The 12807-nt window shown below is 72.2% G+C and carries 12 protein-coding genes and 1 tRNA gene; 11 read left to right on the top strand and 2 right to left on the bottom strand.

Features of this window, described 5'->3' with window-relative positions; translation table 11 throughout:
• Positions 1-26: 26 nt before the first annotated feature.
• Positions 27-1559: an aldehyde dehydrogenase family protein gene (locus PSEJ31_RS0109130; protein WP_028915279.1), complete on the bottom strand. Its 1533-nt coding sequence runs from the start codon at positions 1557-1559 to the stop codon at positions 27-29.
• A 178-nt stretch (positions 1560-1737) separates the two neighbouring features.
• On the opposite strand from PSEJ31_RS0109130, the gene PSEJ31_RS0109125 reads away from it, so the two are divergent.
• From PSEJ31_RS0109125 to PSEJ31_RS0109090, 8 genes are all read left to right on the top strand, one after another.
• Positions 1738-1814, top strand: a tRNA-Arg gene (locus PSEJ31_RS0109125).
• A 142-nt stretch (positions 1815-1956) separates the two neighbouring features.
• Positions 1957-2331, top strand: coding sequence for a GFA family protein (locus PSEJ31_RS0109120; protein WP_028915278.1), 375 nt, complete (start codon positions 1957-1959; stop codon positions 2329-2331).
• 96 nt (positions 2332-2427) lie between these two features.
• Positions 2428-2604 (top strand): hypothetical protein, encoded by a 177-nt coding sequence (locus tag PSEJ31_RS17100; RefSeq protein WP_019398656.1) that lies wholly within the window; start codon positions 2428-2430, stop codon positions 2602-2604.
• Between the two features lie 140 nt (positions 2605-2744).
• Positions 2745-2885, top strand: a complete 141-nt coding sequence (locus PSEJ31_RS16905) for a hypothetical protein (protein ID WP_019398655.1) — start codon at positions 2745-2747, stop codon at positions 2883-2885.
• Between the two features lie 86 nt (positions 2886-2971).
• On the top strand, positions 2972-5491 hold the full coding sequence (thrA, locus tag PSEJ31_RS0109105; protein ID WP_028915277.1) for a bifunctional aspartate kinase/homoserine dehydrogenase I: 2520 nt from the start codon (positions 2972-2974) through the stop codon (positions 5489-5491).
• Between the two features lie 11 nt (positions 5492-5502).
• Positions 5503-6423: a homoserine kinase gene (locus PSEJ31_RS0109100; protein ID WP_050992165.1), complete on the top strand. Its 921-nt coding sequence runs from the start codon at positions 5503-5505 to the stop codon at positions 6421-6423.
• Between the two features lie 82 nt (positions 6424-6505).
• Positions 6506-7798 carry a threonine synthase gene (thrC, locus tag PSEJ31_RS0109095; protein WP_028915276.1) on the top strand — a complete coding sequence of 431 codons (1293 nt, stop codon included), beginning with the start codon at positions 6506-6508 and terminating at the stop codon, positions 7796-7798.
• A 67-nt stretch (positions 7799-7865) separates the two neighbouring features.
• Positions 7866-8354, top strand: a complete 489-nt coding sequence (locus tag PSEJ31_RS0109090) for an 8-oxo-dGTP diphosphatase (RefSeq protein WP_019398651.1) — start codon at positions 7866-7868, stop codon at positions 8352-8354.
• Between the two features lie 490 nt (positions 8355-8844).
• Here the strand turns inward: PSEJ31_RS0109090 and PSEJ31_RS0109085 are convergent, their stop codons facing one another.
• Positions 8845-9603 (bottom strand): 3-hydroxybutyrate dehydrogenase, encoded by a 759-nt coding sequence (locus tag PSEJ31_RS0109085; protein WP_019398650.1) that lies wholly within the window; start codon positions 9601-9603, stop codon positions 8845-8847.
• 120 nt (positions 9604-9723) lie between these two features.
• Between PSEJ31_RS0109085 and PSEJ31_RS0109080 the strand changes: the two genes are divergently transcribed.
• Genes PSEJ31_RS0109080 through PSEJ31_RS0109070 form a run of 3 tightly spaced genes read left to right on the top strand, consistent with a single transcriptional unit; the run spans position 9724 to position 12797 of the window.
• On the top strand, positions 9724-10338 hold the full coding sequence (locus PSEJ31_RS0109080) for a CDP-alcohol phosphatidyltransferase family protein (RefSeq protein ID WP_019398649.1): 615 nt from the start codon (positions 9724-9726) through the stop codon (positions 10336-10338).
• Between the two features lie 51 nt (positions 10339-10389).
• Entirely contained in the window at positions 10390-11727 is a 1338-nt protein-coding gene (gene phaE, locus PSEJ31_RS15925) for a class III poly(R)-hydroxyalkanoic acid synthase subunit PhaE (protein WP_051403707.1), read from the top strand.
• Positions 11724-12797, top strand: coding sequence for a class III poly(R)-hydroxyalkanoic acid synthase subunit PhaC (locus PSEJ31_RS0109070; protein ID WP_019397665.1), 1074 nt, complete (start codon positions 11724-11726; stop codon positions 12795-12797). The genes phaE and PSEJ31_RS0109070 overlap by 4 nt, the downstream gene beginning before the upstream one ends.
• The last annotated feature ends 10 nt before the right edge of the window (positions 12798-12807 follow it).

The raw sequence follows: 12807 nt of genomic DNA, 5'->3' as shown, positions 1-12807 counted from the left end.
TTGGCCGCCGCCGGCGCGGGTGCCGCTTACAGGTCGAACTTGATGCCCTGGGCCAGCGGCAGGGCGTCGGAGTAGTTGATGGTGTTGGTCTGCCGGCGCATGTAGACCTTCCACGCATCCGAGCCGGACTCGCGGCCGCCGCCGGTGTCCTTCTCGCCGCCGAACGCGCCGCCGATCTCGGCGCCGGAGGTGCCAATGTTGACGTTGGCGATGCCGCAGTCGCTGCCGGCCGCGGACAGGAACTTCTCCGCCGCCTTCAGGTCCTGGGTGAAGATCGCCGAGGACAGGCCCTGGGGCACGCCGTTCTGCATCTCGATGGCCTCCTCCAGCGAGCCGTACTTCATCACGTACAGGATCGGGGCGAAGGTCTCGTGCTGCACCACCGGATCGCTGTTGTCCAGGCCGGTGATGATGGTCGGCAGCACGAAGTGGCCGGGGCGGTCCAGCTTGCGCCCGCCGGTGACCACGGTGCCGCCGGCGGCCTTGGCCTTCTCGATCGTGGCCAGGTACTGCTGCACGGCCTCGGCGCTGTTGAGCGGGCCCATCAGGTGGTTGGTATCCAGCGGATCGCCGATCTTGCCTTCGACCTGCTTGTAGGCCTTGACCAGGGTGTCGAGCACGGTGTCGTAGATGGATTCGTGCACGATCAGGCGGCGGGTGGTGGTGCAGCGCTGGCCGGCGGTGCCGACCGCGCCGAACACGATGCCCGGGATCGCCAGCTTCAGGTCCGCGCTCTCGTCCAGGATGATGGCGTTGTTGCCGCCCAGCTCCAGCAGGCAGCGGCCCAGGCGGCGGGCGACCTTCTCGTTGACGATGCGGCCGACCTGGGTGGAGCCGGTGAAGCTGATCAGCGGCACGCGGCGGTCCTCGACCAGCTTCTCCGACAGCGCGGTGCCGGCGTCGTTGATCAGGAAGAAGATGTCCGGGAAGCCGCCGGCCTTGAGCGCCTCGTTGCAGATCTTCATCGCCGCGATGGCGGTCAGCGGGGTCTTGTTGGACGGCTTCCAGATGCAGACGTCGCCGCAGATCGCGGCCAGGAACGCGTTCCAGCTCCACACCGCGACCGGGAAGTTGAAGGCCGAGATGATGCCGACCAGGCCCAGCGGGTGGTACTGCTCGTACATGCGGTGGCCGGGGCGCTCCGAATGCATGGTGTAGCCGTAGAGCATGCGGCTCTGGCCCACGGCGAAGTCGGCGATGTCGATCATCTCCTGCACCTCGCCGTCGCCTTCGGCCTTGGACTTGCCCATCTCCAGCGCGACCAGCGAGCCCAGCGCGTCCTTGTTCCGGCGCAGGGCCTCGCCGCACAGGCGGATGGCCTCGCCGCGACGCGGCGCCGGGGTGGTGCGCCAGGCCTTGAAGGCTTCCTGGGCGCGGGCGATCACCGCCTCGTAGTCGGCCTCGGTGGTGGCGTGGACCTCGGCGATCACCTCGCCGGTGGTCGGGTTGGCCGGGCGCAGCACGCCCGCGCCGGTGGCGTCGGACCAGCGGCCGTCGCCGAGGTAGGTGCCGGAATTGGTGGCGCCAAGGCCCAGGGCCTGGAGCAGCGATGCGGACATGGAATCTCCTGGAAGGTGGATGCAGGCCGGTGCGCGCCACGCTGGCGCGCACCGGCCGGATTGCGTGGGCCGATTCTAGCAATGGCGGCAGGCGCACCCTGGTGCACCGCGGCGTGCAATGCGCCCCTGCCCGGGTGGATTGGCCGCGCGCATGCGCCATGCGACAATCCGCCGTCCTGGCCCCGTAGCTCAGCTGGATAGAGCGTCCCCCTCCTAAGGGGAAGGTCGCACGTTCGAATCGTGTCGGGGCTGCCATCCTTCCCGCCCGCGCCATGGGCCCTGGCCTGCGGAACCCGCACCGCTGCGCCCGCGGCCTCCGCCATTGCATCACCGCCGGGCTGGCACGCCGCGCAGCGCATGTAGCAAGCTGTGTCTCCCTCCAGCCGGCGCCGATGCGATGAAGACCTACGAGGGCACCTGCCTGTGCGGCCAGGTCCGCGTGCTCGCGCGCGGGGAGCCGTTGCGCGTGGGCATCTGCCACTGCGCCAACTGCCGCCGGGAGAGCGGTTCGGCGTTCACCTGGTACGGGGTGTGGCCGGCCGAGCGCTTCGAACACGCGGGGCAGACCACGGAATTCCGCGGGCAGCGCGCCTGCAAGGCCTGCGCCTCGCCGGTGTTCTCGCTCGACGCGAAGGAAGCGGAGATCAAGCTCGGCGTGCTGGCGCAGGCCCCGTCCGGCCTGGTGCCGGGCTACGAGCTGTGGGTCAAGCGCCGCGAGCCGTGGCTGGCACCGGTGCCCGGGGCCGAGCAGTACGAGGAGGACCGCAGGTAGCGGTCCCGGGCGGGGCGCTGCCGGCGCAGGCGGGCCAGCCGCGCCGCGCGTGCGGCATGCGCCCGGAAACAGGGGCAAACGCAAGGAGGAAGATGCATGCAGGCCAGCTCGGAGTTCTTCGTGGGGTGGGGCACCCTGTCGCTGATCAACGCGGGCCTGGCGCAGGCCAAGGGCCGCAGCGGCCTGGGATGGTGGCTGGCGTCGCTGCTGCTGGGGCCGCTGGCGACGTTGCTGGTGGTGGTACTGGATCCGGTGGCGAAAGCGCAGCCGTGAATCGCCTGGCAGGCGTTGCCGACGCTGGTGCCGTACCCGGCCATGCGCGCTAACTGTTTCTTTGGCAACGGAAATTTTTCCGCGGATGTGGCGTTGCAGCACTTGACACGGCCCCTGTGCATCGTGTCCTCTTGACGGCCATGTCGAACCGCAACGCCACCGCCGTCCTCCTTCCGCCGCCGCGGCGGATGCGTGCGTGCGCGCCGGTCACCGGCATTACCACCGCGATTACCACCGCCACCGGTATTACCCGCCCGGTGCGGCCCGTCGTGTTCGTGTAACTGCGAAACCCACGGCCCCGCACCTGGATCAGGCGCGGGGCGACCCGCACCGATACGCGCGCTGGGCCTCACAACCGAGGTCTCCGATGTCGTCTGCCGCAGTCGCAAGTCCGTCCGAATCCCTCCCGCGCCCGTCCGCCGTCCGCACCGTCGTGCACAAGTTCGGCGGCACTTCCGTGGCCGATGCCGAGCGCTACCGCCACGTCGCCCGGCTGCTGCTGGCGCGCGACGAGGACATCCAGGTCACCGTGGTCTCGGCGATGAAGGGCGTCACCGACGCGCTGATCGCCCTGGCCCATGCCTCCGCGGCGGCGGGCGAGGGCGAGCCGGACTGGCACGACGCCTGGCACGACCTGCGCGCGCGCCACCGCAGCGCGGCCGTGGCCCTGCTGGCCGAGCACGCCGGCGACGCGGTGGAGTGGATCGACCAGCGCTTCGACGAGCTGGCGCGGGTGCTGGAGGCGGTGCACGTGCTCGGCAGCCTGCCGGAGGAAGTGCTGCAGCGGGTGCAGGGCCTGGGCGAGGTGTACTCGGCGCAGCTGCTGGGCATGCACCTGCGCGCGCTGGGCGAGGACTGCGCGGTGCTGGACGCGCGCGAGGTGCTGGTGGTCACCCACGGCGAACTGGGCGTGGACGTGGACTGGGCGCGCAGCGCGGAGAAACTGGCGCGTTGGCGCCAGGCCAACCCGCAGCGGCGGGTGGTGGCCACCGGCTTCGTGGCGCGCGACCGCAACGGCCGCGTCACCACACTCGGCCGCAACGGCAGCGACTTCTCCGGCGCGATCTTCGCCGCCCTGTTCGAGGCCGACGAGCTGCACATCTGGACCGACGTGGACGGCGTGCTTTCGGCCGACCCGCGGGTGGTGCCGGAGGCGGTGCAGCTGGAGTCGCTGAGCTACGACGAGGCCTGCGAGCTGGCCTACTTCGGCGCCAAGGTCGTGCATCCGCAGACCATGTACCCGGCGATCGAGCGCGGCCTGCCGATCGTCATCCGCAACACCTTCCAGCCCGAGCACCCGGGCACCCGGATCAGCGCCGGGCGCGATCCGACCCGGCCGGTGAAGGGCCTGACCCTGAGCCCGAACCTGGCCCTGGTGAACCTCGAAGGCACCGGCCTGATCGGCGTGCCCGGCACCGCCGAGCGCGTGTTCGCCGCGCTGCGCAACGCGCGGGTGTCGGTGGTGATGATCTCGCAGGGCTCGTCCGAGCACTCGATCTGCTGCGTGGTCCGCCAGGACGACGCCGAGCGCGCCCAGGCGGCGCTGCTCAACGCCTTCGCCCACGAGCTGGCGATCGGCCAGGTGCAGCGCGTGCAGCACGTGCCGGGCATCAGCGTGCTGGCCGCGGTCGGCGACGGCATGGCCGGGCAGCCGGGCATCGCCGCGCGCCTGTTCGGCGCGCTGGGCCGCGCCCAGGTCAACATCCGCGCCATCGCCCAGGGCTCGTCCGAGCGCAACATCTCGGTGGCGATCGACAGCGAGCAGGCCACCCGCGCCCTGCGCGCGGCGCATGCCGGGTTCTGGCTGTCGCCGCAGACCTTCGCGGTGGGCGTGATCGGGCCGGGCAACGTCGGCGGTGCCCTGCTGGACCAGCTGATGGCCGCGCGCGGCAAGCTGCTGGATAGGGCGCGGCTGGACCTGCGCCTGCGCGCGATCGCCTCGCGCAGCCGCCAGCTGCTGGATCCGCGCGGGATCGAGGGCGACTGGCGCGAGGCCTACGCCGCCGCTCGCGAGCCGCTGGACCTGGACCGCTTCACCGCGCACCTGCTGGATTCGCACCTGCCGCACATGGTGATCGTCGACTGCAGCGGCAGCCCGCAGGTGGCCGACCGCTACGCGCAGTGGCTGGCCGCCGGCATCCACGTGGTCACCCCGAACAAGCAGGCCGGCTCCGGCCCGCTGCAGCGCTGGCGCGAGATCCGCGCCGCCGCCCAGGCCAGCGGCGCGCGCTTCCGCTACGAGGCCACGGTCGGCGCCGGCCTGCCGGTGATCTCCACCCTGCGCGACCTGCTGGACACAGGCGACAAGGTCATCTCGATCGAGGGCATCTTCTCCGGCACCCTGGCCTGGCTGTTCAACCGCTACGACGGCAGCGTGCCGTTCTCCAGGCTGGTGGCCGAGGCGCGTTCGCTGGGCTACACCGAGCCGGACCCGCGCGACGACCTGTCCGGCACCGACGTCGGCCGCAAGCTGGTGATCCTGGCGCGCGAGGCCGGCTGCGAGCTGAGCATCGAGGACGTGCAGGTGGAGAGCCTGGTCCCGGCCGCGCTGCGCGAGTCCAGCGTGGACGACTTCATGGCGCGCCTGCACGAGGTCGATGCCGGCTTCGCCGCGCGGCTGGCGCGGGCGCAGGCCAACAACAGCGTGCTGCGCTACGTCGCGCGCCTGGATGCCCAGGGCAAGGCCTCGGTCGGCCTGGTCGAGGTGCCGCGCGACCACGCCTTCGCCAACCTGCGCCTGACCGACAACATCGTCCAGTTCACCACCCGCCGCTACTGCGAGAACCCGCTGGTGGTGCAGGGCCCCGGCGCCGGCCCGGAGGTGACCGCCGCCGGCGTGTTCGCCGACCTGCTGCGGGTGGCCGCCGGCCGCGGGGCGCGCCTGTGAGCGGCGACGCGATGCAGCGCCAGGCCACGGCCTTCGCCCCGGCCTCGGCCGGCAACGCCGCGGTGGGCTTCGACATCCTCGGCTTCGCCCTGGCCGGCGCCGGCGACACGGTCACCGTGCGCCGGATCGCCGAGCCGCAGGTGCGCATCCGCCAGATCCGCGGTGCCGCCCATCCGCTGCCGCTGGAAGCCTCGCGCAACACCGCCGGCGTCGCCCTGGAGGCGATGCGCCGGGCGCTGCAGCTGCCGTTCGGCTTCGAGGTCGAGATCGACAAGGGCATCGCCCTGGGCTCGGGCATGGGCGGTTCGGCCGCCTCGTGCGTGGGCGCGCTGGTGGCCGCCAACGCACTGCTGGACCGGCCGCTGACACGGCACGCGCTGTACCCGTTCGCGCTGGAAGGCGAGGCGGTGGCCAGCGGCGGCCGGCATGGCGACAACATCGGCCCGATGCTGCTGGGCGGGCTGGTGCTGGCCACCGCCGACCGCCTGGTGCGGATCCCGGTGCCGGAGGCGTGGCACAGCCTGCTGGTGCACCCGGAAGCGGTGCTGGAGACGCGCAAGGCACGCGAGGCCCTGGCCGGCAGCTATGCGCTGCCGGAGTTCGTGGCGCAGAGCGCGAACCTGGCACTGGTGCTGGCCGGCTGCCATGCCGGCGACGCCGCGCTGGTGCGCGCCGGCCTGCGCGACGTGCTGGTCGAGCCGCGCCGCGCCGCGCTGATCCCGGGCTTTGCCGCGGCCAAGGCGGCGATGCTGGACGGCGGGGCGATGGGTGCGAGCATTTCCGGCGCCGGTCCCAGCGTGTTCGGCTGGTTCGAAAGCCGCGCCAGTGCCGAGGCCGCGGCCCCGGCGGTGCAGGCGGCGTTCGCCGCCGCCGGCCTGGACAGCCAGGCCTGGGTGGCGCCGCTGGACAGCCCCGGCGCTACCCTGCTGTAACCGCCATGCGCGGCCGACGCCGGCCGCGCGTCCCCCATCCACCGCCGGCCGCGCCGCGGTCGCCCCAGGCCCCGACGGATCCATGATGAACTTCGTTTCCACCCGCAACGCCGCTCCCGCCGTCAACCTCAGCCAGGCCATTGCCGCCGGCCTCGCGCCCGACGGCGGCCTGTACGTGCCGCAGGCGCTGCCGGCGCCGCGCCAGCTGCGCCCCGGCGCCAGCCTGGCCGAGACCACCACCGCGCTGCTGGCGCCGTTTTTCGCCGGCGACGCGCTGGAGCCGGAGCTGGCGGCGATCTGCGCCGAGGCGCTCGATTTCCCGGTGCCGCTGGTGCCGCTGGCCACCCCGGGCGACCACGTCCTGGAGCTGTTCCATGGCCCCACCGCCGCGTTCAAGGACGTCGGCGCACGCTTCCTCGCCGCCTGCCTGGCGCGCATCCGCCGCGGCGCGGACCGTCCGCTGACCATCCTGGTGGCCACCTCCGGCGACACCGGCGCCGCGGTGGCCGCCGCGTTCCATGGCCAGCCGGGCCTGCGCGTGGTGGTGCTGTACCCGGACGGCCGGGTCTCGCCGCGCCAGGCGCACCAGCTCGGCTGCTTCGGCGGCAACGTCTCGGCGCTGCGGGTGGCCGGTTCGTTCGACGACTGCCAGGCCCTGGTCAAGCGCGCACTCAATGACGCCGAACTGCAGGCGCAGGTGCCGCTGAGTTCGGCCAACAGCATCAGCCTGGGCCGGCTGCTGCCGCAGATGAGCTACTACGCGCACGCATCGCTCAGCCACCACGCGGCGACCGGGCGCGAGCTCAACTTCGTGGTGCCCACCGGCAACCTCGGCAACGCCCTGGCCGGGATCCTGGCGCGCGCGCTGGGCGCGCCGCTGGGGCGGATCGTGCTGGCGACCAATGCCAACCGGGTCCTGCCGGAGTTCTTCGCCGGCGACGCCTACAGCCCGCGGCCCAGCGTGGCCACCCTCGCCAACGCCATGGACGTGGGCGCGCCCAGCAACTTCGAGCGCCTGCTGTGGCTTTACGGCGGCGACGAGGCCGCGCTGCGCGAGGGCTTCACCGCGATCTCGGTCGGCGACGACACCATCCGCGCCACCATCCAGGCCCGCAGCCAGAAGCACGGCGAGGTGTTCTGCCCGCATACCGCCACCGCGGTGCACGTGCTGCAGGAGCTGCGCGCCGACGGCACCGATGGCGACTGGGCGGTTGCCGCCACCGCGCACCCGGCCAAGTTCGAATCGGTGGTCGAGCCGCTGGTCGGGCATCCGGTGGAGGTGCCGCCGGCCCTGGCCGAGCTGCTGGCGCGCCCGGCCCAGGCCGAGCCGGTGCCGCCGGAGTACGAGGCCCTGCGCGCGCACCTGCTGCGCTGACACGACGGCCGGCGGCCCGGCGCGGGCCGCTGGCTAGAATGCCGCTTTCCGCCAGGGGCCGAACTGCATGCCGTACACCCCGATCGTGGCCACGCTCGGCTACGTGCTTTCGCCGGACCGCTCGAAGGTCCTGATGATCCACCGCAACGCGCGCCCGGACGACCACCAGCTGGGCAAGTACAACGGCCTGGGCGGCAAGATCGAGCGCGACGAGGACGTGCTTGCCGGCATGCGCCGCGAGATCCGCGAGGAGGCCGGCATCGAGTGCACCTCGATGCAGCTGCGCGGGACCATCAGCTGGCCGGGCTTCGGCAAGCACGGCGAGGACTGGCTGGGCTTCGTGTTCGTGATCGACGGCTGGACCGGCACGCCACTGCAGTCCAATCCCGAGGGCACGCTGGAGTGGGTGGAAATCGAACGCCTGGACGAGCTGCCGATGTGGGAAGGCGACCGCAACTTCCTGCCGCTGGTGTTCGACGGCGACCCGCGGCCATTCCACGGGGTGATGCCGTACCGCGACGGGCGCATGCAGTCCTGGAACTGGTCGCGCATGTGAGATGTTCCACGCCCCGCGCCGTTTTCCACACCGGATGTGGAAAGCAGCGGGAAAAGCGTGTGGATAAGCGCGCCGCGCGCTTGCGGCACAAGCATGTCAAGATGGGTGGCGAAATTTTCGCCAGCCCCCGCGGGGTCGGGGACGCGGTTTTCCACACCGCCTGTGGATGGTTCGCGGACAAGTATGTGGATAACCACCGCGACGCCTTGTGTGACGGACTCGTCAAGATCCCTGGCGAAAAATTCGCCACTGTCCCGCGGTGTGCGGATCGATGGTTCCGGTGTTCCACGGATCGCCAGGCGGTGGGTGGGCATGTGTTCGATCACGCGCGGCAACCGCTGCATCCGTGCGGCGCGCGGTAAAGCGCGCAGGCGCGGCGGGTTTACCGATGTGGCGTGGTGGGGTGCGTGCGGCCAGGCGCGCATGGTTGCGTGCCCGCGCAGCGTAAACGGTGCGCGGGCAGGGCGGGTTCACGGGCGACGGCGCGCGGCTACTGCGCGGTCCAGCCGCCGTCCAGCACCAGGCACTGGCCCGTGATGTTGCGCGCGGCCGGCGAGATCAGGAACGCGGTGGTGCCGGCCAGTTCGTCCATGCCGATGAACACGCCCTTGGGCATGGGCTTGAGCATCACCTGCGACACCACCTCCTCCTCGGAGATGCCGCGGGTGCGCGCCTGCGCCGCGATCTGGCTGTCCACCAGCGGGGTCTTCACATAGCTGGGGCAGATGGTGTTGATGGTGATGTCGGTGTCCGCGGTCTCCAGGGCGATGACCTTGGAGAAGCCGACCAGGCCGTGCTTGGCCGCCACGTAGGCGCTCTTGAACGGGCTGGCGACCAGGGCGTGGATGCTGCCGATGTTGACGATGCGGCCGTAGCCGCGCTCGCGCATGCCCGGCAGCACCGCGCGGGTCAGGCGGGCCACGCCGACCAGCATCACCTGCACCAGGAAGTCCCACTTCTCCGGCGGGAACTCTTCCAGCGGCGCGACGTGCTGCAGCCCGGCGTTGTTGACCAGCACCTCCACCGGGCAGGAGATCGAGGCCAGGGCCTGGGCCACGCTGGCGTCGGAGGTCACATCCAGCGCCACCGCCTCGGCCGAACCGCCGGCGGCGCGGATCTCCGCGGCGACCACGGCGGCCGCCTCGGCCGACAGGTCGCTGACGACCAGGTGGTGGCCCGCGGCCGCCAGCTCGCGGGCGATGCCGGCGCCGATGCCGCTGGCCGCGCCGGTGATGAGGATGTTGCGCATGGGCGTCTCCGGTGGCTCGCCACGACTTTAGCAAGCGCCCGCGGCGGCGGAAGCCCCGCCGCGCACCCGGCTTCGACCGCCGCGGGCGTATCCTGTGCGCCTCCCACGCAGGCCTTACGCATGTCCCGCCACTTCTCGATGCTGCGCGACTTCCAGCTCGCCGACTGGTTCACCCTGGCCAACGCCTTCTGCGGTACCGGCGCGGTGTTCGCGGCGATGCGCTTCCTCCAGGACGGCCGGGTGGGCGACCTGCTGGCCGGCATGGCGCTGATCCCCGCGGCCTTCATCTTCGATGCCCTGGACGGGCGCGTGGCGCGCTGGCGCAAGTCGTCCTCGACCCTGGGCCGGGAGCTTGACTCGCTGGCCGACGTGATCTCCTTCGGCCTGGCCCCGGCGGCGCTGGCCTACGCCTGCGGCATGCAGGGCGGCTGGGACTGGCTGGTGCTGTCGTACTTCGTCGGCTGCGGCGTCAGCCGCCTGGCGCGCTACAACGTCACCGCCGAGCAGCTGGCCGGCGAGGAGGGCAAGGTGAAGTACTTCGAGGGCACGCCGATCCCGACCAGCCTGGTGCTGGTGGTGGTGCTGGCGGTGGCCGCCTGGCAGGGCCGGATCGGCGCCGACCTGTGGTGGGGCCAGTGGCAGCTGGGGCCGTGGCAGCTGCACCCGCTGGTGCTGCTGTTCGCCCTGTCCGGCTCGCTCATGATCAGCAAGACCATCCATATTCCCAAGCCGTAAGGGCCGCGCGCGCCGCCGCTGCTAGAATCGGCGGCGACACCGGAGAGGCTCATGGCCAACGCATCTTCGCCCGGCGACCTCGATTCGCTGGCGCGCCAGTACTGGGATACCTGGAGCGGACTGCTCGGCGTTGGCCTGCGGCCGGAAGCGACGGAGGAGCCCGCGCCGGCCGCGTTCGACTGGTACGCGCGCATGCAGCAGCTGGCCGCGCAGTTCGCCGAGGGCGGCGGCAGCGCCGCCGAGATCGCCGCGGCCTGGAGGCAGATGCTGGGCGGGCAGGACGGCAGTCCCTTCGCCGGCGTATTCCAGGGCCTGCCCGGCGGCATGGGCGCGGCCGTGGCCGGCTGGCCCGACCAGGTGCGCCCGTTCGTCGAGGCCGTGCTGCGCCCGCTGCGGCAGCAGGCTTCCGAATGGTTTGGCCGTCCCGGCCTGGGCCCGGCGCGCGAGCACCAGCAGCGCCTGCAGGCGCTGGCCGCGGCCTGGCAGGAGTGGGAAGAGCGCAACGAGGCGTTCACCGCGCTGCTGTCGCGCATCGGCCAGGACGCCTTCGCCCGCTTCGAGCGCCTGCTGGAGCAGCGGCAGGAGAACGCCGAGCAGCAGCTGGCCAGCGCGCGGGCGCTGTTCGACCTGTGGATCGACGCCGCCGAGGAGGCCTGGGCCGAGGCTGCGCTCTCGGAGGAATACCAGCAGCAGTACGCGGCGCTGACCAATGCGCTGATGCGCGTGCGCCAGGGCCTGCAGCAGGAAGTCGAGCGCCTGGGCGCGCTGCTTGGCCTGCCCGGGCGCAGCGAGGTGGACGCGGTGCACCGCAAGGTCGCCGAGCTGGAGCGCAGCGTGCGCGAACTGCGCCGCGCCGCGGGACTGGCGCGCAACGCCGCTGCGGTGCCCGGCGCCACGCCGCGTGCGCCGCGCAAGGAAAAGGCCGCCGCGGCGCCGGCAGGCGCGGGCAGGCCAGCCGCGCGCAAGGCCACAGCCACCGGCGCCAAAGCCGGGGGCGACGCCAGGGCGCGCAGCGCGCAGCCCCCCAAGGCAGCCGCCAAGGCCTCCGCCAAGGCAACCCGCTCCGCCAGGCCGGCGGCGGCGAAGAAGGCTGTTGCCGCCAGGTCCGCTGCAGCGCCCAAGGCCAAAGCCTCCGCCAGGGCGAAGCCGGCCGTGGCAAAGAAAGCCGCGGCGAAGAAGGCTGTCGCGACGCCGAAGAAACCGGCCGCACGCAAGGCCGCCGCGACACGGACGCCGGCCCCCGCGGCCGCGTCGCCCCGGCCGGCCCAGGCACGCGCGCGCAAGGCGCAGCCGGCCGGCGGCGCGCAGGTGGTCTCGATCAAGGACTGGGTCAACCGCAACCTCGCCACCGGCAAGGCGGGAGGTAGCCGCGGAGGCCGTGGCGGATGAGCGGGCAGGGTGGTCCCTTCCGGTTCGACCCGCTGGCGCTGGCGCAGGAAGCCATGCAGTTCCAGCGCCGGCTGGCCCAAGGCCTGCAGGTGCTGGCACGGGTGGGCGAAGTGGACTACGGGGCCACCCGGCGCGAGGAGGTCTGGCGCGACGGCAAGACCGTGCTCTACCGCTTCGTCGGCGAGCGCGAGCCCAGCGGGCCGGCGCTGCTGATCGTCTACGCCCTGGTCAACCGCCCGTACATGGTCGACCTGCAGGCCGACCGCTCGCTGGTGCGCGGGCTGCTGGAGCTGGGCCTGGACGTGTACGTGCTGGACTGGGGCTACCCGGACCGCTCCGACCGCTACCTCACCCTCGACGACTACATCAACCGCTTCATCGACGGTGCGGTGGACCACCTGGTCGAAGCCATCGGCGGCCCGGTCAACCTGTTGGGCGTGTGCCAGGGTGGCGCGTTCTCGCTGTGCTACGCGGCGCTGCACCCGGAGAAGGTGCGCAACCTGGTCACCATGGTCACCCCGGTGGATTTCCAGACCCCGGACAACATGCTCTCCGGCTGGGTGCGCGGGCTGGACGTGGACCTGTTCGTGGACGCGCTGGGCAACATCCCCGCCGACCTGATGAACGCCAGCTACCTGATGCTCAAGCCGTTCCGCCTGAACCTGCAGAAGTACGTGGGCCTGGTGGACGCGCTGGAGGATCCGAAGGCGGTCGAGGACTTCCTGCGCATGGAGAAGTGGATCTTCGACTCGCCCGACCAGGCCGGCGAGGCCTTCCGCGAGTTCATCAAGCAGTTCTACCAGGGCAATGCCTTCATCAACCGCAACGCGCGCATCGGCGGGCAGCCGGTGGACCTGGGCTTCGTCGACATGCCGGTGCTGAACATCTACGCCGAGCAGGACCACCTGGTGCCGCCCTCGGCCTCGCGCGCGCTGGGCGGCCTGGTCGGCACCGACGACTACACCGAGCTGGGCTTCCGCGGCGGGCACATCGGCCTGTACGTCTCCAGCCGTGCCCAGCGCGAGGTGCCGGCGGCGATCCAGCGCTGGCTGGCGGCGCGGCAGGGCTGAGTCCCGCCGC

Source organism: Pseudoxanthomonas sp. J31, assembly GCF_000510725.1.
Taxonomy (GTDB): domain Bacteria; phylum Pseudomonadota; class Gammaproteobacteria; order Xanthomonadales; family Xanthomonadaceae; genus Pseudoxanthomonas.
This window is presented reverse-complemented; position numbering and strand designations above follow the sequence as displayed.